Annotated in this window: 24 protein-coding genes and 1 other RNA gene; all 25 read right to left on the reverse strand. The window is 45.6% G+C overall.

What is annotated here, in order from left to right:
- Window positions 1-22 precede the first annotated feature (22 nt).
- The 25 genes from ltaE to MFMK1_RS15535 all read right to left on the reverse strand — a co-directional run bounded on the left by ltaE (window position 23) and on the right by MFMK1_RS15535 (window position 25,720).
- Complete coding sequence (gene ltaE / locus MFMK1_RS15415) at window positions 23-1,051, reverse strand: low-specificity L-threonine aldolase (RefSeq protein ID WP_366922575.1); 1,029 nt, start codon at window positions 1,049-1,051, stop codon at window positions 23-25.
- A 212-nt stretch (window positions 1,052-1,263) separates the two neighbouring features.
- A complete protein-coding gene (gene trxA / locus MFMK1_RS15420; RefSeq protein ID WP_366922576.1) occupies window positions 1,264-1,584 on the reverse strand; it encodes a thioredoxin in 321 nt (106 codons plus the stop codon).
- A 4-nt stretch (window positions 1,585-1,588) separates the two neighbouring features.
- Window positions 1,589-1,876: a metal-sensitive transcriptional regulator gene (locus MFMK1_RS15425; protein ID WP_366922577.1), complete on the reverse strand. Its 288-nt coding sequence runs from the start codon at window positions 1,874-1,876 to the stop codon at window positions 1,589-1,591.
- 237 nt (window positions 1,877-2,113) lie between these two features.
- Window positions 2,114-2,890, reverse strand: a complete 777-nt coding sequence (locus MFMK1_RS15430) for a tRNA threonylcarbamoyladenosine dehydratase (RefSeq protein ID WP_366922578.1) — start codon at window positions 2,888-2,890, stop codon at window positions 2,114-2,116.
- Window positions 2,891-2,912: 22 nt separating this feature from the next.
- Window positions 2,913-3,093, reverse strand: a non-coding RNA gene (gene ssrS / locus MFMK1_RS15435) — 6S RNA.
- A gap of 104 nt (window positions 3,094-3,197) precedes the next feature.
- A complete protein-coding gene (aspS, locus tag MFMK1_RS15440; RefSeq protein WP_366922579.1) occupies window positions 3,198-4,988 on the reverse strand; it encodes an aspartate--tRNA ligase in 1,791 nt (596 codons plus the stop codon).
- Entirely contained in the window at window positions 4,981-6,261 is a 1,281-nt protein-coding gene (gene hisS, locus MFMK1_RS15445) for a histidine--tRNA ligase (RefSeq protein WP_366922580.1), read from the reverse strand. Before hisS ends, aspS begins: the two co-directional genes overlap by 8 nt.
- Window positions 6,242-7,729: a coproporphyrinogen dehydrogenase HemZ gene (gene hemZ / locus MFMK1_RS15450; RefSeq protein ID WP_366922581.1), complete on the reverse strand. Its 1,488-nt coding sequence runs from the start codon at window positions 7,727-7,729 to the stop codon at window positions 6,242-6,244. The genes hisS and hemZ overlap by 20 nt, the downstream gene beginning before the upstream one ends.
- A gap of 48 nt (window positions 7,730-7,777) precedes the next feature.
- Complete coding sequence (locus MFMK1_RS15455) at window positions 7,778-8,401, reverse strand: MBL fold metallo-hydrolase (RefSeq protein WP_366922582.1); 624 nt, start codon at window positions 8,399-8,401, stop codon at window positions 7,778-7,780.
- Window positions 8,402-8,420: 19 nt separating this feature from the next.
- Entirely contained in the window at window positions 8,421-8,870 is a 450-nt protein-coding gene (gene dtd, locus MFMK1_RS15460; protein WP_366922583.1) for a D-aminoacyl-tRNA deacylase, read from the reverse strand.
- Window positions 8,871-8,891: 21 nt separating this feature from the next.
- A complete protein-coding gene (locus MFMK1_RS15465) occupies window positions 8,892-11,057 on the reverse strand; it encodes a RelA/SpoT family protein (protein WP_366922584.1) in 2,166 nt (721 codons plus the stop codon).
- Between the two features lie 39 nt (window positions 11,058-11,096).
- Window positions 11,097-11,609 (reverse strand): adenine phosphoribosyltransferase, encoded by a 513-nt coding sequence (locus MFMK1_RS15470; protein WP_366922585.1) that lies wholly within the window; start codon window positions 11,607-11,609, stop codon window positions 11,097-11,099.
- Window positions 11,610-11,669: 60 nt separating this feature from the next.
- Window positions 11,670-14,576 (reverse strand): single-stranded-DNA-specific exonuclease RecJ, encoded by a 2,907-nt coding sequence (recJ, locus tag MFMK1_RS15475; protein WP_366922586.1) that lies wholly within the window; start codon window positions 14,574-14,576, stop codon window positions 11,670-11,672.
- A 45-nt stretch (window positions 14,577-14,621) separates the two neighbouring features.
- Window positions 14,622-14,957 carry a LapA family protein gene (locus MFMK1_RS15480; protein WP_366924964.1) on the reverse strand — a complete coding sequence of 112 codons (336 nt, stop codon included), beginning with the start codon at window positions 14,955-14,957 and terminating at the stop codon, window positions 14,622-14,624.
- Window positions 14,958-15,026: 69 nt separating this feature from the next.
- Entirely contained in the window at window positions 15,027-15,935 is a 909-nt protein-coding gene (locus MFMK1_RS15485; RefSeq protein WP_428846312.1) for a cation diffusion facilitator family transporter, read from the reverse strand.
- A 155-nt stretch (window positions 15,936-16,090) separates the two neighbouring features.
- Window positions 16,091-16,948 (reverse strand): protein translocase subunit SecF, encoded by an 858-nt coding sequence (gene secF, locus MFMK1_RS15490; RefSeq protein WP_366922588.1) that lies wholly within the window; start codon window positions 16,946-16,948, stop codon window positions 16,091-16,093.
- Between the two features lie 12 nt (window positions 16,949-16,960).
- Complete coding sequence (gene secD, locus MFMK1_RS15495) at window positions 16,961-18,190, reverse strand: protein translocase subunit SecD (protein ID WP_366922589.1); 1,230 nt, start codon at window positions 18,188-18,190, stop codon at window positions 16,961-16,963.
- A 124-nt stretch (window positions 18,191-18,314) separates the two neighbouring features.
- Window positions 18,315-18,974: an HD domain-containing protein gene (locus tag MFMK1_RS15500; RefSeq protein ID WP_366922590.1), complete on the reverse strand. Its 660-nt coding sequence runs from the start codon at window positions 18,972-18,974 to the stop codon at window positions 18,315-18,317.
- Between the two features lie 626 nt (window positions 18,975-19,600).
- Window positions 19,601-20,008, reverse strand: coding sequence for a type II toxin-antitoxin system PemK/MazF family toxin (locus tag MFMK1_RS15505; RefSeq protein WP_366922591.1), 408 nt, complete (start codon window positions 20,006-20,008; stop codon window positions 19,601-19,603).
- 6 nt (window positions 20,009-20,014) lie between these two features.
- Window positions 20,015-20,203 (reverse strand): hypothetical protein, encoded by a 189-nt coding sequence (locus tag MFMK1_RS15510; protein ID WP_366922592.1) that lies wholly within the window; start codon window positions 20,201-20,203, stop codon window positions 20,015-20,017.
- A 153-nt stretch (window positions 20,204-20,356) separates the two neighbouring features.
- Window positions 20,357-20,629 (reverse strand): preprotein translocase subunit YajC, encoded by a 273-nt coding sequence (gene yajC, locus MFMK1_RS15515; RefSeq protein WP_366922593.1) that lies wholly within the window; start codon window positions 20,627-20,629, stop codon window positions 20,357-20,359.
- Window positions 20,630-20,698: 69 nt separating this feature from the next.
- Window positions 20,699-21,817: a tRNA guanosine(34) transglycosylase Tgt gene (gene tgt, locus MFMK1_RS15520; protein WP_366922594.1), complete on the reverse strand. Its 1,119-nt coding sequence runs from the start codon at window positions 21,815-21,817 to the stop codon at window positions 20,699-20,701.
- A 29-nt stretch (window positions 21,818-21,846) separates the two neighbouring features.
- A complete protein-coding gene (queA, locus tag MFMK1_RS15525; RefSeq protein ID WP_366922595.1) occupies window positions 21,847-22,869 on the reverse strand; it encodes a tRNA preQ1(34) S-adenosylmethionine ribosyltransferase-isomerase QueA in 1,023 nt (340 codons plus the stop codon).
- A gap of 10 nt (window positions 22,870-22,879) precedes the next feature.
- Window positions 22,880-24,319 carry a SpoIID/LytB domain-containing protein gene (locus MFMK1_RS15530; RefSeq protein WP_366922596.1) on the reverse strand — a complete coding sequence of 480 codons (1,440 nt, stop codon included), beginning with the start codon at window positions 24,317-24,319 and terminating at the stop codon, window positions 22,880-22,882.
- A gap of 117 nt (window positions 24,320-24,436) precedes the next feature.
- On the reverse strand, window positions 24,437-25,720 hold the full coding sequence (locus tag MFMK1_RS15535) for an anti-sigma factor domain-containing protein (RefSeq protein ID WP_366922597.1): 1,284 nt from the start codon (window positions 25,718-25,720) through the stop codon (window positions 24,437-24,439).
- Window positions 25,721-25,724 lie beyond the last annotated feature (4 nt).

Here is a 25,724-nt window from a genome sequence, read left to right on the forward strand (position 1 = left end):
CTTCTTAGTCCAAATATTAGCCTTATTTCCCAACTACCTCAGCGACAATTCCCACGGCTCGTTGAGCGGAGATATCATCAATATCCCAGTGGGTGACAAAACGCAATCTCTTCTTAGTCACCGCATTTACCAATACTCCTGCCTCGGCAAGCTGCTCCACCAAATCATCTGCGTCACCGCCGGGATAGTCAATATCAACCATAAATATATTAGTTAATACTTTATCAATTTCGACAGTCAAACCCGCTATATCATTTATCGCCCGAGCCATATCCTTGGCTCGCTGATGGTCTTCAGCTAAGCGATTGCGTCCTTTTAAAGCTACCAGACCCGCGGCGGCCAGAACCCCTGACTGACGTAAGCCGCCGCCCACCATTTTACGCCATTTTCTCGCCCGGTTTATCCACTCCTCGCTACCCGCCAAAATGGAACCTACCGGTGCACCCAACCCTTTAGATAGGCAGAACTGCACGCTATCTACCTCTTCGGCAATCACTGAAGCATCCACTCCCAGCGCTAGGGCAGCATTAAATATTCTTGCCCCGTCCAAATGAACGGGCAGTCCTTTCTTTCTTGCCCATTCGACTGCTTCTTTCATTCGTTCAACGGGTACCACCGCGCCGCCACCACGATTATGAGTATTCTCAAGACATAAGAGCCCTGGATTAGGAAAGTGAATATTTGCCGGGCGCCAAGCATCCTCCAGAGATTTCGGATGATAAATCCCCCGTTTATTGCTTATCAGCCGAGGAATTAGACCGCCCAAGGCAGCCATACCCCCTACCTCATAAAAATAAATATGGCTTTCCTCATCCAAAAAAACTTCATCGCCGGATTTGCAATGGGTCAAAATGGCCACCAGATTGCCCATGGTACCACTGGGAACAAATAAGGCCGACTCCTTCCCCAAAATCCCCGCTGCCAACTGCTCCAATTCTTTTACTGTCGGGTCTTCCTGGTAAACATCGTCCCCCACCACTGCGTCGGCCATTGCCTGACGCATCTCTTGTGACGGTTTAGTAACCGTATCGCTGCGTAAATCTATTAACATTGAATTCCCTCCAAATCAAAAAGCGCATTAGCTAAGAATATAGAATATTTTTATTTATCCGCATTTCCACTTATAGCGGCATGGTAAGTCTATACATTTAAAAAGGCGGCTAGTTAAACTAACCACCCCAGTATGTCCATTATGCTTCTCTTGACTATGCGATAATCATGCTCAAAGTGCGATTTTACATCTCACGCATATCAGAGCAGTCTTTACACTGATTTCTGCACTGCAGCCAACAATTCTTCCTTAGTTTTATAACCAACCAAACGTTCGGCTTCTTCGCCGCCTTTAAATAAAATCAGTGTAGGTATACTCATAATCCCGTAACGAGCCGGAATATCCCCATACTCGTCCACATTCAATTTGGCCACCTTAAGCTCAGCTTCCATCTCTCCCGCTAATTCCTCTACTACCGGTGCAATCATTTTACAGGGACCGCACCATGCCGCCCAAAAATCCACCAAAACCGACTTATCCGACTGAAGCACCTCTTGTTCAAAGTTTTCAGCGGTAAGCTGTAAAACTGACATTTAATCACCCCTTAGTAAATTTAGCAATCACGTCCACTAATTCTTCAATCATCGCATCTTTCGCTGCCTCGTCATTGTTTTCCAGGGCAGTTACCAAACAGCCCCGAGTATGATGTTCAAAAAGGATTGTTCCTACGCGGTTAGCGGCAGCCCTTACCGCGGCTATTTGAATGAGAATATCGACACAATACTTGTCTTCGTTAACCATCCGTTGAATTCCTTTAACTTGTCCCTCTATTTTCTTCAGCCGACGTAACAAATCATCTTTGGAATGGTGATAGGAACCAGCCATTTGAATCCCCCCCTTATACCCGGTATTGGTATTTACGCTTACGCTTATTATAACATAATTCGTAAAAGCAACTAATTTTTTTACCTATTTTGCTAAATTTTCTGCTTTTAATTACGTGTTCAAAAAGTCCATCGTAGCAGGAGCAAGAAGTTCAAGGCGCGAAGGCTTTTAGACGCGGAGCGTACTGGTGGCGTACGTGAGCAGTCTCAAAGACTGAGCAACGCAGAAATTCGCCGCTCACCTGCGATGGACTTTTTGAACATCCTCTTTTAATAGTTGGTTTACCACCTCTCCGGCCAACAGCATGCCGGAAACGGGGGGAACGAAAGAAATGCTGCCAGGGATCTGTCTTTTTTTCGCACAGGCAGCGTCACCACCGGGGCAGATGCAAAAATCCTTACAGTCGGCCGCCCCTTTATCAGGCCGCATGGGTGTTTCAGGGGAATACACCACTTTTAACCCTGTACTAATTCCTCTTTTGCGCAGTTCTTTACGCATCACTTTGGCCAGAGGGCACACCCGGGTCTCACTTATGTCAGCCACGGTAAGCTCAGCAGCGTTGAGTTTATTACCCGCGCCCATTGCAGATACTATCGGTATCCCTCTCTTAAAAGCCTGTTCAATTAAATCTAACTTAGCGGTAACAGTATCAATTGCATCAATTATATAATCTAAGCTTTCATCAAGCACCTCATCGGCTTGGTCTGGTAAATACCATTTACAAAGAGCATTAACCTGAGCATCCGGATTAATATCCTTTATTCTTTCAGCCATCACTTCCACTTTCGCTCTGCCAACTGTGGAATATAATGCGTGGAGCTGCCGATTTATATTTGTGAGACAGATATCATCGTAATCAACAATGGTAAGTCGGCCAACGCCGGCCCTGACCAATGCCTCAACAGCGTAAGAACCAACTCCTCCCACCCCAAATACGGCGACATGAGCACCAGTCAGCCTGGCAACACCTTGAGGGCCAATAAGCAGTTCGGTACGGGAAAATTTATGTAACAATGTTGAATCCTCCTGAAACAGAATAAACCCCGCATATGCCGTGCCTAAACCAAGGTTTCGAACCTGCTCTCAGCAGGTGGGTGCCCTCCTGAGTGCTTTTTGTGTCCTCCTAAAGAGGCGTACAAGCCACACCCAGAGCCCAAGCTCCCTATGTGTCAGTGTTGGCTCAAAACCACGGTATATCACGCGCATTGCAGGGTGATTATCTGATTTTATGGTACCACACCGCAGCCGAACTTGGCAAGTGGCAATAATTTGGATAATCCTTATCCTCCATATTATTTGGCTGAGTGTAATGCCTTATTCATTATTTTTTGCCTTGATGCCCAGGACGCAGATGGAGCTCTTTAAGCTGTTTATTACTAACAGTAGAGGGCGCCTTGGTCATCATATCGGTAGAGCTTTGGGTTTTAGGAAACGCGATACAATCCCTGATGGTATCCCGGCCGGCCATAAGCATGACCCAACGGTCTAAACCAAAGGCAATACCGCCATGCGGCGGTGTGCCATATTCAAACGCATCCAACAGAAACCCAAATTTTTCTCTCGCTTCTTCTTCACTTAAACCGATGATGCTAAACATCTTCTCTTGAATATCCCGGCGGTGAATACGGATGCTGCCACCGCCTAATTCAACGCCATTTAATACCAAGTCATACGCTTGGGCTCGAACCTGCTCAGGACTGTCGTCAAGCAAGGGCAAATCTTCTTCCAGCGGCGCCGTAAATGGATGGTGCATAGCAACATATCTATCTTCTGCCTCATCATATTCCACCAACGGAAAGTCCATTACCCAAACGAAGTTCAGTTCTTCTTTATCTATTAGGTCAAGCCGTCGTGCCAGTTCTAAACGAATATGCCCTAATGCATCTGCCACCACCGCCGGTTTATCCGCCACGAAAAGTAATAGGTCACCGGGCTCGCCATTTAACCGTTTAACCAGAGCCGCTAGTTGTTCTTCGGTAAAAAATTTGGCTATGGGGGATTTAACTCCTTCGTCTTGCACAATCATCCATGCCAAACCCTTGGCACCGTAGATACCGACAAACTCAGTCAATTCATCAATTTCCCGCCGCGTAAAGCTACCGCAGCCCTTAGCATTGACACCCTTGATCTGACCACCGTTTTTCGCCACAGTGGCGAATACCTTAAAATCTACCTCTCCCGCAATGTCGGTAGCATCCACCAGTTCCATGGCAAACCTTAGATCCGGCTTATCACTACCGTAGCGGTCCATGGCTTCGTGATATGAAAGTCTGGTAAAGGGTATAGAAAGCTCCTTACCCAATACTTCTTTAAAGACCTTCGTTACCAATCCTTCCATGATGTCGATCACTTTATCTTGGTCTATAAAAGACATTTCTATATCCAATTGGGTGAATTCCGGTTGACGATCCGCCCGCAGGTCTTCATCACGAAAACAACGTGCTATCTGAAAATACCGCTCCATTCCCGATACCATTAACAGCTGTTTGAATAACTGCGGTGATTGGGGCAAAGCAAAGAATTCGCCGGGATGCAGCCGACTGGGTACTAAATAATCCCTAGCGCCCTCCGGAGTACTCTTGGTCAGCATAGGAGTCTCCACTTCCAAGAAACCTTTGTCATCAAGGAAGTCCCGCATAGCTTTAGTAGTCTGGTGACGCATAACCATTACCCGCTGCATATCCGGACGCCGTAGATCAAGATAGCGGTACTTAAGACGTACCGCTTCATCCACATCCACATCCTCGGTGATATAGAAAGGCGGTGTCTTCGCCGGGTTTAGAATGCGCAGCTCACTGGTATATACCTCTATCTCCCCGGTGGATAACGATTCGTTTTCCGTACCCGCGGGACGGCGGCGCACTTCGCCTCGCAAAGCCAGCACATATTCGCCGCGAACTGATTCTGCCTTTTCAAAGGAACTCTCATCCACCTCCGGGCTGAAAACCACCTGAACAATTCCGGAACGGTCACGTAAATCTGCAAAGATCAGCCCGCCATGATCGCGGCGTTTATTAACCCAGCCGTTTAATGTCACTATTTCGCCAATATTGGCGGCAGACAATTCCCCGCAATCTATACTTTTTAAAATACCGCTTAACGTCTCAACCATTGTTTTTCCTCCCTGCTGCTTTAGCTGTTACTATCTCAACCACATCTTCCAATGCAATCTCTTCCTGTTCTCCACTGGTCATGTCTTTTAACACGGCCTTATTTTCCTTTAATTCGACTTCACCAATTATCAAGCAGTAATTTGCACCCATCCTGTCTGCCTGCTTCATTTGCGCCTTGACACTGCGTTTCATCACGTCATGGTCGGACCTGACATGGTTGTTACGCAATTGTTCCAATAGTACAAAAGACCTTTGCTTCGCCTTATCATCCATAGTAACTATAAACAAGTCTAATTTAGAGTCATCCGTTGTTACAAGACCCTGCTGTTCCATGGTGGCCAGGATACGTTCTAATCCTTGTCCAAACCCTATCCCCGGGGTGGACGGCCCGCCGCAGTCCTCCATCAAACCGTCATAGCGGCCGCCGCCAGCAATAGAACTCTGAGCGCCGATACCATCTACCACTATCTCGAAGGCTGTATTAGTATAGTAATCGATGCCGCGTACCATGGTTTCATCAACAGCAAAGGGTACCCCCACCAACTGCAGATACTGCTGAACCTGTTCAAAATGCTCGGCACATTCCGGGCACAACATTGAAGTGACAGTAGGTGCTCCAAATATTAGTTCCTGGCATACCGGACTCTTACAATCAAAAATCCTTAAGGGATTTCTTTCCCGCCGTCCCTGACAGGTCTCGCACAAACTATCTTTCTTGGGCTCCAAAAACTCATGTAGTGCCTGCTTATGCTCCATACGGCATTTAGGACAGCCCACACTATTAATGTGCAGTTCCAACCCTTTCAACCCTAACCGTCGATAAAAATCCATCGCAAGAGTGATCACCTCGGCATCGACTACCGGGTCCTTAGAACCAAACACTTCTATCCCAAATTGATGAAACTGCCTAAATCGTCCTGCTTGAGGACGCCCGTAACGAAACATGGGTCCCAGATAATAAAGCTTAGTTGGTTGAGCATCAGCATACATCTTATTCTCTAGAAAGGCCCTTACCGCCGGTGCGGTGCCTTCCGGGCGCAGTGTGAGACTACGATCACCACGGTCGGTGAATGTATACATTTCCTTCTCCACTATATCAGTGGTTTCCCCCACACCCCTTTTAAACAGCTCCGTGTGCTCGAAAATAGGTGTACGGATTTCCTGATAGCCATAATCAGCACATATCTGATGAATGACCGCCTCGACCTTTCGCCACAGCAATGTCTGCAGTGGCAGTTGGTCATTAGTACCTCTAGGCCTGGTGGTTAACATCCTGCATCCCTCCAAGAACAGCGCATTTTTCCGACTTCTCTTTAATTAACATTGCCAATCTATCCAGATAAATGATGATATCCCTCGGGTTATAGGTAGCAGCAAATAACTCACCGCTCTTTACCCACTTTGAACCGCTGCCTACACCCAACCCGATAACGCTTTCCCTTTCTTCCATCATCATTATATTATAGACACATTCTTTTCCCGGCTTGGCATAACCCACATTTTCCAATCGACCAAGGGTATTCTTTTGCCGATATAGGTAATATGGCTGCCAACCCATTGCCAAAAGCCGCTTCCCTGTTAAAGACAGCATCTTTGCCACCGCCTCTTTTTGGGGAAAAGAATATTCTTTAGTTTGCTGCAGCAGCTCAGACGCCCGCTTTAGGGCTAAAGTATGTACCGTAATATTTTCCGGCTCTAATGCCGTCACCCGGCTTACCGTATCTCTGACAATATCAGTAGTCTCACCCGGAAGGCCGACAATCAAATCAGTATTAATTATATCAAAGCCTGTCAAACGTGCCAGTCTATAGACGCGTACAAACTCTTCAGCCGTGTGCAGTCTGCCCATACGAGCTAATGTCTGATTGCACATGGTCTGGGGATTAACACTAATACGATTTATCCCGTAACGTCGAAATAACAAAAGCTTTTCTTCATCTAAAGTATCAGGTCTGCCTGCCTCTATCGTAAACTCCTTGGGCATATCCCCGAAACCCTCCGTCAAAGTCTGCAAAATTTCCTTTAGCTGACCGACAGAAAGTGCGGTCGGCGTGCCCCCGCCAATGTAAATAGTACGCGGCGTCAACCCATAATCTGCCGCCGCCTGGGCTGCCCCGCTAATTTCCCGACAAAGTGACTGCACAAATGGCTCCACCAGATTTTTATATTTATTTATCGCCACCGCGGGAAAGGAACAATAACGGCAGCGGCTGGGGCAAAAGGGAATACCTAGATAAAGGTTAAAGAAACCATCTCCCGCACCCTCTAAGAAGGGCCGCTGTTTAGCCGCGACACCGCAAAGCAGGTCTATTTTTTCTCTGCTCACGGCATAATTGCTCGTTAGTACACTTTGGGCCCGACTGATGTCCCAGCCTAAATCCAACATGCGATGGACAATTTTAGTAGGGCGCACGCCGGTGAGGGTACCCCACGAGCTCGCCTGTTGTCCGGTTACCTTTTCTAGCAGCTGCAGTGTGGCCAAGCGTGCCACCCTCCGGGTCTCATTAGTGCGGTCAGTCTCCCCCACCCACTCCTGCTTTAAAATATGCGTACGAGAGACTTCTTCCAGACGCAAATGACATCTGACCACTGGTCCTTTGTCAGTTCTTTCTGCAGCGATGTGGAATATCACTTCAGCGTCTTCCTTTGCTGATGCCTTCTTATGACCAGGAAAAAATAGATTTAAAAGGTTATTAACGGTTCGTCGCATTTCCACAGTGCCGTCCACATAGACTAACAAAATGAATTCCTCCGCTTGTCTGGCTTATTCGTAAATCTGTTTATCTACTCAGCCCAGAAATGGATTAGATATCCTTTCTTCACCGAGAGTAGATGCAGGACCATGACCGGGCAGCAGCCGAAAATCTCCTTTAAGTGTAAGCAGCTTGTCCTTAATGGAATTAATAATTACTTTATATGAACCACCAGGCAAATCAGTACGGCCGATGGACCCGGCAAAAACCGTGTCCCCAGTAAAAATTACGTCATCTCCTTTGAGACAGATGCCTCCCGGTGTGTGTCCCGGAGTGTGAAGAACAGTTAATTTAACTGTATCGCCAATGGTAATTGTATCGCCATCTTCGAGCAATCGGTCTGCAGCAGGCCCGGATACTTGGAAGGGCATAAAGCCTGAGAGGTTTTTCTGCGAATTAGTAAGATACTCGCCGTCTTCCTTATGTATTAGTAACTGGGCTCCGGTAGCGTCCTTTATTTCCTTATTAGCACCAATGTGGTCGATATGTCCGTGGGTATTAATAATATACTCAACCTGATAGCCGGACTGCTCCAACAAAGCCAGTATCCGTTTACCATCATCACCTGGGTCAATAACCGCCACTTTTTTAGTGTCTGGGCAGCCGGCCAAATAACAATTAGTCCCTATACTACCAACTGCCAATGTCTTTAGAAACATTTGTTAAACCCTCCTGTAATTAGAAATTCTTTTTACTATCCAATAGCAGCGTCACGGGGCCATCATTGGTCAGTTTTACCTCCATGTGAGCCCCAAAACGGCCTACAGCCACATTTATGCCGAATTGCTGCAAACACTCATTAAATACGTGGTATAATTTCTCGCCTTGTGTCGGCAGAGCAGCTCCGGCAAAGCTGGGCCGCCTTCCTTTCCTACAATCCCCGTACAAGGTAAATTGCGAAACAGATAATACCGCCCCACCTACATCCAGCAAAGATAGATTCATTTTTTCCTCTGCATCCGGAAAGATACGCAAGTTTACCATTTTTTTTGCCAGATACACCGCATCCTGCTCGTTATCTTCAGGTCCCACGCCTAAAAGAACCATTAGACCTAAGCCGATCTCGCCGGCCACGTCACCGTTTACTGATACCGATGCACCATTAACCCTTTGTGCCACTGCACGCATACTATCACCCACTTGGTTTGATTAACCCTTTTGATCCTGTTTGGGGGTAATCCTTTTCACTTCCAGCACATCCCTCAAGCGCCTGACTTTCTCCATCAGGTAGTGCAAATGTTCCATACTGCGAATTTCTATCTTTAAATCTACCACCGCCAAATTATTTCTTTTCGCCCTGGCGTGAACAGAGTTAATAACGGTTTTAGTCTCCGCTATCGTGTTCATGATATCCATGGCCAGCCTGGGCCGATCTAATGCCAGTGCTTCTAACTGAACCTGAAAAACCGTCTCTTCTTCATTATCCCATGCCACATCTACCAAACGCTCTTTTTCATTTTGCTGAGCATGGATAATGTTCGGGCAGTCTCCGCGGTGAATAGATACGCCACGGCCGCGAGTGATATAACCGACGATGTCATCACCGGGCAGCGGGTTACAGCAGCGACCCAAACGAACCATTAGGTTCTCCACACCTCTGACCCGTACCCCTTGAGATGCTTTACCATATCCATCCCATGGTTTAACCACTGGTTGTTTTTCTTGGACCTCTTTTAATGGAAATAGCTCTTTTAAATGCCTCAATACCTGCAACGGGGTAATTCCTCCGTCTCCCATGGCCGCGTAAAGGTCGTCAACAGAACCGATGTTATACTTTTTGGCAGCCTCCAATAGATGCTCCGATTTCATCACTTCGCTAATCGGCTGCCCCGCTTTTCTTACCTCCCGCTCTAGCATTTCCTTACCCTTGAGCAGATTCTCCTCTCGTTTTCCCTTCTTAAACCAGGAACGGATGCGGTTTTTGGCCTGAGAAGTTTGGACCAAAGAAAGCCAATCCCTGCTGGGGCCACTGCCTTTGGCCGTCAGTATTTCAACAATGTCGCCAGTCTTCAGTTTGTAGTCTAAGGGAACAATGCGGCCGCTAACCTTGGCACCGATACATTGGTGCCCAACCGCCGTATGCACCCGGTAGGCAAAGTCAATCGGTACTGACCCCGCGGGAAACTCTATTACATCCCCTTTTGGTGTGAAAACATAAACCCGGTCAGAAAAAAGGTCTATTTTAAGTGATTCCATGAACTCCCGAGCGTCGCCTGAATCCTGCTGCCATTCTAGAATTTGTCGCAGCCAACTGAGTTTTTTCTCAAAGTCTTGGTCGCCAGCTTGATTTTCCTTATAGCGCCAGTGGGCAGCAATACCATACTCGGCAGTACTGTGCATTTCCCATGTACGGATTTGTATTTCTACCGGTTCTCCCTGGGGGCCGATAACCGTAGTGTGTAATGATTGGTACATATTAGGCTTAGGCATAGCAATGTAGTCTTTAAAACGTCCCGGAATGGGCTTCCAGAGACTGTGTATCATCCCCAATACGGCATAGCAGTCCCTGATATTATCTACTACAATTCTAATGGCAATTAAGTCGTAAATCTCATTAATATCCTTTTCCTGACGTACCATTTTATTATAGATGCTGTAGAAGTGCTTGGGCCGCCCCTGAATATCCACGGGAATTTCCATTTCCACGGCTTTTTCTTGCAATTTTTCCATAAATGAATTAATAAAGGTTTCGCGGGTCTTTCTTTTCATGGATATTCGCTTGACCAATTGATAATAGCTTTCCGGATGATGATAGCGAAAGGCAAGGTCTTCTAATTCCCACTTAATCTTAAATATCCCCAACCGATGAGCAAGTGGCGCAAATATCTCCAATGTCTCCTCGGCGATTTCCTTCTGTTTGGGAATGGGCTGATGCTTGAGTGTACGCATATTATGCAATCTATCCGCCAGCTTTATTAAAATAACCCTAATGTCCCGAGCCATAGCTAGAAACATTTTACGTAAATTTTCTACTTGCTGCTCCTCCTTGGACTTATAAGCAATCCTGCTTAACTTAGTCACTCCATCGACCAATGCAGCTACTTCCTGGCCAAATTCTGCTTCTAAATCAGCCAACGTGATATCGGTATCCTCCACCACATCATGAAGCAATCCGGCGGCAATTGTTACCTCATCCAACTGCAATTGAGCCAGAATATAAGCAACCTCAATTGGGTGCACTACAAAATTATCGCCAGATTTTCTTTTTTGACCCTTATGCGCAGCTTCAGCATAGCTGTAAGCCTTATTGACAATTTCCAGGTCTGCTTTGGGGTTGTACTCTCTTATGCGCTTAATTATCTGTTTCAGTTCCACCGGTATCACCCCTTCCCCCAGACGTTAAAACATAATATCTTAAAATTTTATCAATGACTTAACCGCGTAATCATGCAACACTTCGCGGCCGGAAAGATAAGTCAGTTCAATCAGAAAAATAACCCCCACTACTTGCGCCCCAGCCTGTTCCACTAAATTTATGCATGTTTCTATAGTGCCGCCGGTTGCTAAAAGGTCATCGGCAATAACCACCTTTTGGCCGGGTTCCAAGGCATCCTTATGTATTTCAAGGGCATCTGTACCATATTCCAGTTTGTACTCTCCCTTTAGCGTTTCACAGGGCAGTTTCCCCTTTTTACGGATCGGTACGAATCCCTTACCCATATGATAAGCTAAAGGCGTGCCAATTACAAAACCCCGGGCCTCCGGACCCACCACTATGTCCGGCTGCATCTCTTCTGCTAACAATGCCAACTGCTCAATGGTCTCGCGCAGAGCCTGGCCATCCTTTAGCAGTGTGGTGATGTCCTTAAATCTAATACCTTCTTTGGGGAAATCAGAAATCACTCTAATTTTATCCTTTAGGTTCACTAACAAACACTCCTCTGCTTAAATATACCCCTATCGCAGTGACAGAACACTGCTGCGACACTACTTCAGCTTGGCTTTATAACACCCATTTATAAAGTCTTCTCTAACCGCATTGAAGGCCATGAATTCCTTTAGCCCCTCACGATACCGCCAGCTGGCTTCCAATTCCTTCTTTTCATTTACCGGCAGCACCTGCCATGATGCGCTGCCACCTGCTATTAATCCTAAGTCACTAAGCACTAACAAAGCAGTGCGTATTAACATCGGAGCAAGAGATTTAGCGGCCATCACTTTCCGCACAATACTGTCCGTCTTGGTTTGCCGTGATTTGTTTTGTAAGTCTTTCAACGTATTATAGACCAGACCGAGCGTTTCTCTAGTAAGAAATAACTGTTCCAAAAGCCGTTGCTGCCGGTCCCAGTCCCTATTAGTAAAACAATAATTGCTTTCACCTCGATAGCAAAGCATGCGCTGCAGGTCCCCAGTGTTAAATGGAGGGTCTAAGAGAATGACATTGATGGGAAAATCGTACAATAGCGGCAAACCATGAGTAGCTACCAATACCTGGTATAATCCCCGGGAAAATCCGGATAAAAGCTGTTTTTTTTCTGCAATACTACACCTTTCGGAGTACACCATCACCTCACCGGCGACCCTGGAATTCAAATTATCCGCGACTTTGTCTGCCTCACTTGGGAGGGCGGTAAATACTATCCCCCGACGCCCGTCTTGAAACATATCTGTTAACGCTGCTTCTTCAGGAAACGGTTTTAATACATCAAACCCTTTTAACTGTAATGAATGGTGTTCAAAAACGTCTTCACTATCGATAATAAAACAATTGTGCTCTCCTGTTTCTATTGTGTCCTTTTCTGCCAAATTAAGTAATACTGTCGCGCTGTTTCCCGGCAAAACCTGTCTATAATGTTTAAACGCTTCCTCCGTCATAAGTACCACCTTGCCGTGATCAGCAGTAGAACCTTGCCAATTAGGCACAGTACCGTCTACTAAAACAGGGTCAATATCCGGGTCAAAAAGCTGCACCGCATTATACAACTGCCGGCATTGACTTGCTAAGGGTGCTACCACTGTAACGGGCTGTTTTTGAGCTAAACGTGCTGCAGTTATCATCGCCATCCAACCAGCAATGGCAGTATCCACCGCAAAAACGCCGGCAGAATGTAAATCCACGTATTCAAAAATATCTTGGCGCAATCGGTTAAATGTATCACCAAAATATTGTCCATACTCATCTGCTGCATCTGACTTACGTACATCCTTGACCTGCAGCTGCAAAGATACCGTGCCGCGCCAATAATTTTTTTCCGGTAGAAAAGCAACGTCTACCTGGGGACTATCAGCAAATTTGTCCGCCTGAATGTTAAAACCAATAGCCGACAATCTCATGCTACCGGACACGAAAGTCATCTTAGCATGTTTTTTGTCCGCCCCCACCTGCTTCCAATCTGCCAACCCAACACCCCGACAGCAAAAGACTGGTCCCGGGTTACCAAAACCGTGAGGTTTAAGCAATTCCAACTGCTCAACCAACCCATGGTTTATCTGCTTCAGTGTAACCTCACCATCCAAGCGCAGGGCTGGCTGCAGCTCTTCCTCCTTCAACCGCTGACATGCCAATCGGTTCAAAGCCTGTCTGAACCCATCAATATTGTCCATGGTAATGGAAAACCCGGCTGCAGCGGCATGTCCACCAAAACCTTCCAGGAATTCACTACATTCCTCCAGCGCCTGATAAATATCAAATCCCTTAATACTTCTTGCTGAAGCCTTGCCCGTCTCTCCTTCCAAAGCAATTAACACTGTTGGCCTATAAAACTTTTCTACCACTCGAGAAGCAACAATACCAACTACACCGGAGTGCCATAAGGGCGAAGCCAAGACAATTACCCGTTCCCGATCAAGGTCCACCTGTTCTTCAATTTGCTGCATAACTTCTTCGAAAATATGCTTTTCAATCGCCTGTCTTTCACCATTTTCGTGATCCAACAGCTGAGCAAGTTCATCTGCCCGCAACGGGATTTCGGTGGTCAGAAGCTCCACACCCAGTGATGCATTGCCTAACCGCCCGATAGCGTTAAGGCGCGGTGCCAGCCCAAAACCCACGTGCCCACTGTTTATTTCCTTTCCTGCTAAACCAGCCACTTCCATCAATGACTGCATACCAGACCTGGTGGAATAAGGGAGCTGCTCTAGGCCGAACTTGGTGATAATACGGTTATCACCAAGTAATGGGACCATATCGGCGACTGTGCCCAAAGTGACTAAATCCAACAGTGTTTCTATGTCCAAAGCTGCCCCGCCTCGACTATGGTACTCTCTTGCTAATGCCCTGGCCAAATAAAAAGCAACCCCTACACCTGCCAGGTCACGACAGTTTTCATTGGCCCCCAGCTTGGGATTAACAACTGCAGCCGCCCGAGGCAGCTGTTTAGGCGGTTGATGGTGGTCAGTAATTACCAGGTCAATGCCCAGCTCTTTTGCCGTATCCGCTTCAACCACTGCACTAATACCGCAATCAACAGTGACGATTAACCCAAATCCTCTTTCCTTAGCCCATTGTACTGACGCGTTGTTCAGCCCATACCCTTCTTCCATCCTGTCAGGGATATAATAATCCACATCAATGCCCACTGACGAAAAAAACGACACCAACAAGGCCGTTCCCGTAATGCCGTCTACATCATAGTCTCCGTAAACTAAGACTTTTTCGCTGCGGTTTAATGCGTCTAAGATAATATCCACCGCCCGGTTCATATCATGAATTACAAGGGGGTCGGATAGCTTGTCCAGCGAAGGATATAAAAATTCCTCCACGTCGTCAATTGCGACAATTCCCCGGTTTATTAAAACCTGAGCAAGCAACGGTGACATATCAAATCGTTCAGTTATTAAGTTTTGCTGTTCCCAGCAACTATCCGCAACCTTCCAGCGTTTGCGTAACTGCACTGTCAATCCCCCTACGTCGCACACTGTTCTTACTGCAACAGTACCTTAACTCTGAATGTCTACTTCCTCCTGGTCTTCCTCATTGGAATGGGGTTTTGACAATGCTTCAAGCTCTTTTTTTAACAGCTGGTTTTCTTCAGTCAGTTGTTTATTCATGACTGTTAATTCCTTGTTAGACCGATATTGGCTGAACTGCTTTACCATACCTAAGAAAAATAAAAACACTGCTCCGATTACACTTGACCCCAGAATTACCAAAACCAAAGAAATCTCTTTAAACTGCCACGCCAAAAAATTAATAGTGACAAGTTCTGTGTTCTGCACGGCAAAGATCGCCACCAGCAGCGCAAAAAGCAAGGCCGAAACCAAATAGAACTGCATCACATCATATCCTCTCCGCTTTTTTGACTAACATTTCTCTCCCAAAGGATAAAACTCCTGCTTACCAACTTAATTTCGGCATTGTTCACCTTCAGGGCACTGGTCACAACCCTTATCGCAGGGCTCAACATGCATTAGCACTTGTGTTTGGGGAAAACGCGCTTCAATATCCTCACCAATATGATTTACCAAATAATTCACATCTTCAACATGAGTACCTGGAGGAACCACTAAATGCAGGTCAATGTGGCGCTGCGAGCCAGCTTTACGACTGCGCAGCTTGTGAAACTCCACGAAATTGCTGGCATGTTCATTGATAATATTCATGATAACCGCTTCTTCTTCTGGGGGAAGACTAACATCCAACAGCGGCATAACAGCTTCCTTGCTCAAGTGCCATGCCTCCTTAAAAATAAACATACTGACTAAAATTGCAGCTATCGAATCCACCCACATTTGCCCGGTCAGCTGTATTAATACTAACCCGGCAAACACGCCAAGCATGGTATATACATCAGTACGCAGATGTAAGGCATCCGCACGCAGTGCGACAGAATCTGTCGTATCAGCCACTTTGAATAGTTTGTCGGAAACCACCCAGTTAACAGCAGCAGACCCGCCCATTACCAGCAGGCCCCAACCCAAACTGGTGATATGTCCGCCGTGCATTAATTTGCTGACTGCCTCATAGATAATCCAAATTGCCGCAACAAATATGAGCATGCCTTCTATGGTTCCGGAAATATTTTCTATCTTACCGTGGCCATATCTATGCATTTCATCCGGTGGTTTTTGAGATTCCCGTACCGAAAAGTATGCAATTAAGGCTGCTACCAAATCTATGGATGAATGAATAGCTTCAGAAATAATGCTTACCGAACCGGTCACTATCCCTGCCATCAGCTTTACAAACACCAACAAACTGTTGGAAATTATGGACAGACGCGCGGCCTTAACTCGTTCATCCAAATAAAACACCCCCTGGAACTTTATCCCCACCGTGTTTTACATACCCCTCAAAACCCCGCTACTTTAATATATATGCAGGTAACAAAAATGTGGAACCTCGCATTACCTGAAGTCCCACATTGTGTTATTTACTTTTCTTAAGGTGTTCGGTTCCCGATATATCCTTACTTCTTAGCCAAAGTGCGGTGGAAATCAATCCATAACGGGCTGGCTGTGAAGATGGATGAATAGGTACCGGAGACACTACCAATCAGCAATGCTAAAGAAAAACCTTTGGTAGTTTCACCCCCGAACAGCAGTAATGATACCAATACCATGATTACAACTAAAGAAGTATTGATGGAACGAGCCAATGTCTGGGAAATACTCAGGTTAACTACCCGAGGCAATTCCTCTTTCTTCTTAATACGAAGATTTTCCCTGATACGGTCAAAAATCACGATAGTATCATTAATTGAATAACCGATTATCGTTAATATAGCGGCCACAAAAGCGCTGTCCACCGGGAACTGAAAAATTGAAAATATACCCATGGTGACGAAGACATCATGCAGCAAGGCAAGAATCGCAGCTATTGCAAACCAAAACTCGAAACGAATAGTAATATAAATTACCATCAAAACTGAAGCAATCACTAATGCCAGCACCGCATTACGTGTTAACTCCTGGCCAATAACCGCGCCTACCTTTTCGTTTCGCAGTACCTCTAGGTTTCCCAGCCCATCCTGAAACGCCTCAATCACTTTTGCGTTTTCATCCTCTGTCAGTACCTTAGTTCTGATAATGAATTGATTGTCCTCAGCCGGTTGAACCGGGCTCTGGCTCAAATCAAATTGTCCCAGCGAGTCTCTTATCTGTTCCACAGATACATCTTTTTCAAACTTCACCTGCATTAGGTTACCACCGGTAAAATCGATTCCCAAGTTAAGTCCTTGGACAAAAAAGGATATTATACCGGGAACGATAATCAGAAGCGACAGCAAATACCATAGTTTTCTTTTGCCTATGAAATCAAATAACATTATTCTCCCCCCCTACGCGCCATACATCTTAGTGTTTTTAACCAGCCTGGTATCTGCCAATAGACGCAGTAAAAAGCGTGTAAAGGTAATGGCAGTGAACATGCTGGCTAAAATACCAATGCCCAAAGTAACCGCAAATCCGCGGATTGGGCCGGTGCCATAATAGAATAACACTGCCGCAGCCAGCAAAGTAGTAGTATTAGCATCAAAAATGGTCCAGAATGCCCGACCAAAACCCGCTTCAATTGCGGCACGAATGGTTTTTCCATTCTTTAATTCTTCCTTAAGTCGTTCGTAAATAATAATATTGGCATCCACAGCAAAAGCAATAGATAAAAGCAGCCCGGCAATTCCCGGCAGCGTCAGGACAGCGTTAATAGAGGCAAGACCGCCCATTACTATAATGGCATAAACCAACAACGAGAAAGCCGCTACAAGTCCCGGAACGCGATAATAGAGAATAATAAATAAAACAATTGCAATTAATGAGTAAAGGATTGCGTTGACACTACGATTAAGAGAATTAGCACCTAATGTAGGTCCTACAGTACGCTTTTCCATAATTTCCACATTCACCGGCAGCGCACCGCCGCGTAATAGCGCAGCAATATTACTTGCCTCTTCAAAGTTACGGTTTCCGGTAATCACAGCAGTTCCACTGGGAATAGCCTCATTAACATTTGGATTAGTCAATAGGTCTTCATCAAGATAAATCGCGATAGCCCTTCTTGGGTCATTATTCTGGTAATTCTGTACCAACCGGCTGGTTACATCACCAAATTTTTTGGCTCCCTCCGAGTTAAATTGAAGTTGAATCTCCGCTTGACCGTTGGAATTATTAATAACCGCCTTGGCATCTTTTAGATCTTTACCAGTTAAAACAGTTTTCCCATCACTCGTTTTAAACTGAAGCATGGCGGTTTTACCAATTAAATCAACTGCCTGCTCCGGGTCTTCGACACCAGCCACTTCCACAATTAAGCGATCGTTTCCTGACACTTGGATAACAGGCTCACTCACACCTAATTCGTCTACCCGTTCTCGCATAACAGTTTTTAACTGCTGCATGTCTTCATCCGTTATTGCCGTCTTTTCTTTTACTGCCTTAAGTACTACGTGTACTCCTCCTTGAAGGTCCAAACCAAGATTAACAGCGTTCATGATTGGATTATAGAGGAGGACGCCAACAACCAGCACTAAGACTATGACGAAGGCTAATTTCATCAGTTTCCCCGAGTTCATCTTCACTTCTCCTCCTTGTGAATGAGCTAACAAAATAACAAAACACCATACTTAAATATTATAAACCTCTTGTAAGAAGCTTGTCAATTAAGGTTACCTCCGGTCGCTTTACCAATATTTGCGCTTATAACAACCGGGCCTCATTGATAACCAAACCAAAATGGCAATCCAGAAATGCCGCTGCTCTCCGGCACATCACCATACGGCTGAGAAATATTTCGAAGTATTCCATGATGGTGCTTATCTCCAAATCAATGGTAAGTTCCATAGTGATTTTCTTTTGTTCTGCTGAAACCCGTAAAAAAGAATGTTCTACGGCGTAATTTACACGGTCATGAATATCAAAGGTTGCGAAGTCCCGGTTGCGCACTCGGGATCGATGCACATCAGACTTATCTGCTAAAATCAGCACCGCAGCCACCTCATTAACTGCATGTCCATACTGCTCTTCATGATTACCGATAGCCGATATAACCGAAGCAATCTCCTCCGGCGGCATCTCGTACTGCTTCAGGATTGAATACGCCATCACTGCTCCGGACTGACCGTGGTCATAGCGGCTGATAACATTACCAATATCATGCATATAACCGGCAATGCCCGCCAATTCGACCAGGCGAGCATCAAAATTCAGTTTCTCCAAAATGTTTTGTGACACGTTGGACACCAAGTTCACATGACGATAGCTATGTTCGGTGAAACCCATGGCACCAAGATACTCATTCCCTTTGCGTATATATGTATCAATTTCGGTATCCCTTTTTATCATCTCCAAAGTAACCACACTTTTCCTCCTCATCCTGCTGATATATTGGTTTTGAACAAAAGCATTTCATGCCTTCGGCCTCAAAAGGTAATGCTTTTGCACCCAAGGGCATTAAGATCGACTAGGCAACAAGTTGCCAAGTCTCTCTATATTCTTACCCAGGGAACCCCTGGGTGCTGCGCACCCGGCCGCCTCACCGACTCGGCGGCGCTCGTACCTTGGCGTCACTTATTCGTGACGCCACTCGCCCTAGGTCGCTTCGCTGTGACCCTCCTGCATTTAACATAAGGGGGCATGCCCCCTTAATAACCCCCATGTATAGGAAATTATCCACAACCCATAATTTCCTATACATACGACAAAAACTTCTTCTTAAGACAGCTCAATTCCTCTTTTAGCGCTTACCTATTTTACTATTTTACCCTACATCCCAAATTATGTACTGCTTAATAGCAAAACTATTAGAGTATGTGCAAAAATTCCACCAGGCAGGCCCAGAAGACTTGCCAGCTTGCTGGGAGCACTTGTGCAGGGCAGCACCCCTTAATAACCCCCATGTATAGGAAATTATCCACAACCCATAATTTCCTATACATCAACAAATAAGCCACGCTGCGAAAATTCTTCGCAGTGTGGCTGTATAATTATCTGTGCCTCATACGGTCTTCAATTTCTTGCAAAGCACTTAATCCCAAGCTAATTTCTAACGCTTCGTTAACTTCGCGGCGCAGCTTCGGGGTAATAAATCCGCGATAATTATCGCCGGCAAAACGCGCCTTGTCCAGCGTACGGATCTGCGAAAATAAAGCCACATAATCCCTTTCCAGCCCAGTCTCCTTCCCACCAGCTATAAGAATACCAAAGAGAACCCGTCGAGCTTCCTTTTCCGGTGTAAGCGGCACCACAATAACTGAACTACACAGTCGGTTCCCAATATCATTTTGTACAACCAATACCGGTCTTTCCAGACGCCTGTATTCTTGGTCAACACCCAATTCGATACGGTAAATATCCCCCCGGCGAATAGACCATTGTTCATGGGAAACATTCATGTAAGCTCACTCCCGACCAGTATCTTCGAACTTTAGCAGTAAACGATTTTCTTCCGCCAGCACCAGGGAGTCTCCTTCCAAAACCCAAGGAATAGCAAGATCATCATCTGCCGCCGACTGTGCCTCCAGGCCCTTTTTACTGTAGTTTTCGCTTTCACGAATTTTTTTGCTAAACATTTTCTTAATTATATTCACGCCTCCGCCCTCCCTGCTGATGCCATATTTATAAAACTTAGACATAGGTAAGGGCTTTTCCTCTCACGATTGATGTCACTTTCTGGGAGGTTTGCTCAAAACAAAAAAAATAACGACCCTTAAGCCGCTATTTCTTTAAAATTTGTTTATCTTCTAGTTATCGCTCGCCACATAAGCAATGGACTTTTTGTCAAATTTTACTTCAACCTTATCCGCTATTCGTAAAACGATGGTATCATCATCCATCTTAATAAGTTTCCCATGAAGGCCGCCCACTGTAACAACCTTATCGTTTATTTCCAATTTTCCCAGCATTTCTTGACGTTTTTTCTGTTGTTTCTGCTGTGGCCTGATCATAAGAAAATATAGTATGGCAATGAACAATCCAAAATATGCTACCGTACCGCCTATACCTTGAAGATTCAATTTTTTCACCCCTTTCAACCCTATTTTATGTACAAAACCATTATCCATGCTCATTCTACATTAAAGACGCTAACCCTTCTGTTCACCGTTATATTGTCGCATGAAATTGTCTTTAAACTGCAAAAATCTTTCCTCAGTAATAGCCTGGCGCACTTTGGACATTAAATCCAGTAAAAAGTGGAGATTATGGATGGTGGTTAATCTAAATCCCAATATTTCATTGGCTTTAATCAAATGGCGGATGTACGCCCGGGAAAAATTGCTGCAGGCGTAGCAGTTACAATCCGGGTCAAGCGGTTGAAAATCTCGAGCATAAGCCGCATTTCTCACCACCAGTTTCCCCTGACTGGTCATTACAGTGCCGTTGCGGGCAATTCTGGTGGGTAGGACACAATCAAACATATCCACTCCTTTGGCTACCCCTTCCAGCAATGCGTCCGGCGTTCCTACACCCATTAAATAACGTGGTTTTTCCCTGGGAAGCATCGGCGTAGTATAATCCAACACCTCGTACATCAAGGGTTTTGGCTCTCCCACACTTAAACCGCCAATGGCATAACCGGGAAAATCCATCTTCACCAAAGCCTCGGTACTGCTTTCCCGCAAATCCCGGTAAACACCGCCTTGAACAATTCCAAATAAAACCTGATAGTCATGATTATGAAAATCGAGGCAGCGCTGTGCCCATCTCGTAGTTCTGTCTACGGCTTTTCTAACTTCTTCACGTTCGCAAGGATACGGAGGACATTGATCGAAGGTCATAGCAATATCTGAGCCCAATGCCATTTGTACCTCAGTGGCATGTTCGGGACTAAAGAAATGTTTCGACCCATCTATATGGGACCGAAATTCAACTCCGTCCTCGGTAATTTTCCGCAAATCCCCCAAACTAAATACCTGAAAACCGCCACTATCTGTCAGGATAGGCTTTTCCCAATTCATAAATTTATGTAACCCGCCAGCATCATGAATTAAGCCATGGCCAGGCCGCAAATAAAGATGATATGTATTGCTAAGAATTATTTGGGCGCCTATTTCGTCTAATTCCCTTGGGGACATTGCCTTTACTGTTGCCAGGGTTCCCACCGGCATAAAAATCGGTGTTTGAATGGTACCGTGGGCGGTGGTTATTGTTCCGAGCCTGGCACTACAATCAGCAGCTTCCTTATGTAATTTAAATTCAAACATACTCTACCCCCAGGTCACAATAACTCTCTTTAAACAATCAGCATAGCATCACCAAAACTAAAAAATCGATATTTTTTAGTTACCGCGTGATTATACGCGGCCAAAACTTTTTCCCGCCCCGCAAAAGCCGAAACTAGCATCAGCAGGGTGGACCGGGGCAGGTGAAAGTTTGTAATTAAACCATCCACTATTTGAAAATCATAGCCCGGATAAATGAATATATCAGTCCAGCCCGATGATGAAACAAGCTTCCCCTTTGGAGCGGCTGTTTCTAAGGTCCGTACAACAGTGGTCCCCACCGCAAATACTTTATTTCCCTGCTCCCGGGCTCTATTTATTGAATTGACCGTCGGGACATCGATACGATAATATTCCGCATGCATATGGTGCTCCGCAACATTTTCCGCTGAAACCGGCCTGAATGTACCCAGGCCCACATGCAGCAGCACCGATACGACTTTAATACCCTTTTCCTTTATTCTTGCCAGGAGTTGGGGAGTAAAATGCAGCCCTGCCGTGGGCGCTGCCGCTGACCCCTCTTCCCGAGCATAGGCGGTTTGATAGCGTTCGGGGTCACCTAAACTTTCCCTGATGTATGGAGGAAGCGGCATTTCACCCAGCCGGCTTAAAATCTCTTGAAAGATACCTTCATAATGAAAGCGAATCACCCGCCCGCCGGCAGATGTTATATCCAGCACTTCCCCGGTCATCATCCCATCGCCAAAAATAAGTACTTCACCGGGCCGCGCCTTTTTTCCTGGCTTCACCAGTGTTTCCCAACTATCTTCTTCAATCTGTTTAAGCAGCAGCACCTCGATCTTTGCCCCGGTATGCTGTCTTATACCAAACAAGCGCGCAGGAATAACCCGAGTGTCATTTACCACAAGTACATCACCCGGGCTTAAGTAATCCACGATATGGGAAAAGTGCTCGTCTGTCACTCTATCGCTATGCCGGTCTAATACCAGCAGCCGCGAGGCATCCCTCGGCATTACGGGATGCTGGGCAATCAATTGTTCCGGAAGATTGTATTCAAAATCAGAAACTCGCATCTCTATCTCCTTAATAAATCGTCTCGATAGACAAATTGCCGTTATCCAATCCCTGATTATAATAGTGTTGGATAATTTTATCATATTTATACCCATCTTTTGCCATACCCCGGGCACCCCACTGACTCATGCCCAGGCCATGACCATAGCCATTGCCTTCTATAACGACTTTGCTGAATTTTTTAGGGATTTGCCGGTTCGCCGACCTGCTCTGCAAAAAGACATCTTTCTCCCCCTTGTTGACCAATGTTGTCCTGCCATCATATCCTGCGGAATAGCTACCGTCAAGACTGTTTATCCGCCCCTGGTCACCCCTGCCATTGAGTACGGTAACCGTAGAATCGAAGCTAATATTAAACAGCGTACTTCTCAATCCCAACAGGGTACGAATCCCATCTCTGTAGACGCTGGCCTGCCCTTGGTCCCCAATTAAAGTAAGTTCAGTCACCCTGCCCGAGGCGGTGTCTTTATCCCCATTACGGTCTATTCGGGACAGCTTGATATCTGAAATACTGCCTACATTAATTAAATTTAAAGAATCGTTATTCTCGGCCTTCTTGTTCCAACGGGAGACCTGTGAATATAGCTCTTCCCGTGTTATGCCTTTCTGCCAACTATAGGACACACTTGGCCAACCGTTTGTTTGGTTTTCATACTGGGCAGCATAAATATCGTAAGGTGATGGCACTGCTTTTAAATATGGCAGTGGTTCCACCCAAACATTTTCACTACTTTCAGTGTATCCACCGGCATTGGAATGAAAAAAGGCGCGAATGACTTTACCATCATAGACAACTATTTGGCCCCTTGTAGCATCCACAGCCGCCACTACCCGGTCGCCGTTTGCCTGGGTTTCTGCATTGTAACCGCGGTAAACCTGAGTACCCGTATCAATACCAACATCAAAACTCCCCAGAGAATTTTTTAGGGACATTGCGTACGAACGGGAAACCACTGCTTGAGCTTTCAATGCCTCTAGCGGTGCACTATTTCCCATTTCCTGTCCTACCACTCCATAGAGATATTGTTCCATGGGCAGTACATTTATTGGCATAACACCGTCAGCGCGGTTTTCAACAATCAAATCGCCACGGTATTTAGTACCGTTGTATGTGTATAGGTGCAGTCCTTCGTCCACAGCCCGCAAAATAACGGGGCCATCAAAGGGCAGTTTCTGCTCCCTGCCGTTTAGAGCAACTTTAAGATTAGGTCCGCTTTTAATTATACTCCATAATTGCCCAGGCTTGGGCTGAACTATCGGTAGATTGGTTGCGCTATCCATTAAGGCATAAGCACCAGTTTCCACCCTGAATTCAATCCGAGGAGCTATTCCAGAAAGTCCTACCCGAATCAAATTATCACTCTTTTCTGCCCAAACGTTTGCGGGCGGAGGTAAAAAGGGAGCTGCCATCATTACTAAAAGTATGAAAACAATTTTTGCATATCGCATCTTATCCACCTCAACGCTATAATCTCGTGCTGCACTTCCTTTTCTTAATTCCACTCGCTTTATTTCGACTTACCTTATTTCGACAAAAAAAGAAAGAGTCCTTTCGGACCCAGTCTATTAATCGTTACCTCTTTTTTTAGGGGTATCGTCCTTACCATTACGCTTATCTTTTTCAACTTTATTACTATACTTAAATGAATTTTCTAACGGAACTTCTTTCTTCAGTAATCTTGACCTCATCTTCATAATACGGTCCTGAAAATTCCATTTTTTCATTAGCATTTCAATATCCGTGTCATCCTTAGCCTTTGACTTACGACTATTGTTGTCGAATTTACTTTTGTCATCACTGCCGTTCACTGTCTTCTTTCCCTTTGTTTCTGTTTTATCCGGTGTCTTCTCAGTATTGTCATTTTCTTTCCATTCTGGATCTGATTTGCCTGCCCTGCCACTATAGCCTTCATCGTCACCCTCTTCACGCAAAGAATTAGCTGAAGGCGGCTGATGTTTTTCACCCTTGCCAGGCAACGGTCCTTCCTGCCCTTTTCCCCCTTCGTCATTGTTAGAATTGTCCGCACGCTGTCTTTCGTTATGTTTGGATTTCTTTACATTATCTTTAAATTCGCGTTTGAACTGCTTCTTTTGAAAGCGAACATCTTTTTCCGCCTTATTGATAACCTGACCGGGTATTCCATCTGCCTCTTTAATAGCTTTGATAATGCTACTAGTTTTCAGATTTTCTACAGACACTTCTAAGCCCTGCTCCCGCGCTTCCATGAGTATAGCATATTTCCCCGCTGACAATCCCATGGATTTTGCTTCCTCGCGCAGCTCACTTCCCACTGATACAGTGCTAACGGTAGTCTCTTTAGGAAGGTTATTGTACGCCGTATTTCTTAACCGCGATGCCAGTTTAAGGCGTTCCTTGGCTTCACCTTGAATAGGGTTGACACTAAAAACTACCGTATTATCACCAGTATCTAAGTACCCCATTTCCCTGGCTTTTCTTAATAAGACCGCCACCGCGTTATCTACCGGCAGCCGCTTTACCTCTGCCGCCGCGACAAGACGTGCCCCATCGTTATTAAGCGGGTTCACCTCGGTTACCGTCCCCCGAGAAGATACAGCTAACTCCACACTGGGGTTAATATCCATGGATATATAAGCATAAACATTACCAGCCGGTTGGAACAAAACTCCTCCTGCCATACCGGCAAGAACAATGATTAATAATACTGCCGCTGACAACCAGTAGGGTGTTCTCGTGGTGGGTACAGGCAAAACAACTTCATCTCCGATGGCAATCCCAGTCATTTGATATTCCTTAAATTCCCCTTCCGGAGTAAGAACTGTTGCCTTATTACCATTAACAGCCATAACAAGACCCTTTTTTGTACCCATCGTT

This window comes from Metallumcola ferriviriculae, from assembly GCF_035573695.1.
Classification (GTDB): Bacteria; Bacillota; JADQBR01; order JADQBR01; family JADQBR01; genus Metallumcola; species Metallumcola ferriviriculae.

Excerpts from the sequence above, each read along its gene's own strand:
- ltaE (WP_366922575.1), bottom strand. The coding sequence starts at position 1,051 with ATGTTAATAGATTTACGCAGCGATACGGTTACTAAACCGTCACAAGAG.
- trxA (WP_366922576.1), bottom strand. The coding sequence starts at position 1,584 with ATGTCAGTTTTACAGCTTACCGCTGAAAACTTTGAACAAGAGGTGCTT.
- MFMK1_RS15425 (WP_366922577.1), bottom strand. The coding sequence starts at position 1,876 with ATGGCTGGTTCCTATCACCATTCCAAAGATGATTTGTTACGTCGGCTG.
- aspS (WP_366922579.1), bottom strand. The coding sequence starts at position 4,988 with ATGGTTGAGACGTTAAGCGGTATTTTAAAAAGTATAGATTGCGGGGAA.
- hisS (WP_366922580.1), bottom strand. The coding sequence starts at position 6,261 with ATGTTAACCACCAGGCCTAGAGGTACTAATGACCAACTGCCACTGCAG.
- MFMK1_RS15455 (WP_366922582.1), bottom strand. The coding sequence starts at position 8,401 with ATGTTTCTAAAGACATTGGCAGTTGGTAGTATAGGGACTAATTGTTAT.
- dtd (WP_366922583.1), bottom strand. The coding sequence starts at position 8,870 with ATGCGTGCAGTGGCACAAAGGGTTAATGGTGCATCGGTATCAGTAAAC.
- MFMK1_RS15480 (WP_366924964.1), bottom strand. The coding sequence starts at position 14,957 with ATGCAGTTCTATTTGGTTTCGGCCTTGCTTTTTGCGCTGCTGGTGGCG.
- secF (WP_366922588.1), bottom strand. The coding sequence starts at position 16,948 with ATGTTATTTGATTTCATAGGCAAAAGAAAACTATGGTATTTGCTGTCG.
- secD (WP_366922589.1), bottom strand. The coding sequence starts at position 18,190 with ATGAACTCGGGGAAACTGATGAAATTAGCCTTCGTCATAGTCTTAGTG.
- MFMK1_RS15505 (WP_366922591.1), bottom strand. The coding sequence starts at position 20,008 with ATGAATGTTTCCCATGAACAATGGTCTATTCGCCGGGGGGATATTTAC.
- tgt (WP_366922594.1), bottom strand. The coding sequence starts at position 21,817 with ATGTTTGAATTTAAATTACATAAGGAAGCTGCTGATTGTAGTGCCAGG.
- queA (WP_366922595.1), bottom strand. The coding sequence starts at position 22,869 with ATGCGAGTTTCTGATTTTGAATACAATCTTCCGGAACAATTGATTGCC.
- MFMK1_RS15530 (WP_366922596.1), bottom strand. The coding sequence starts at position 24,319 with ATGCGATATGCAAAAATTGTTTTCATACTTTTAGTAATGATGGCAGCT.
- MFMK1_RS15535 (WP_366922597.1), bottom strand. The coding sequence starts at position 25,720 with ATGGGTACAAAAAAGGGTCTTGTTATGGCTGTTAATGGTAATAAGGCA.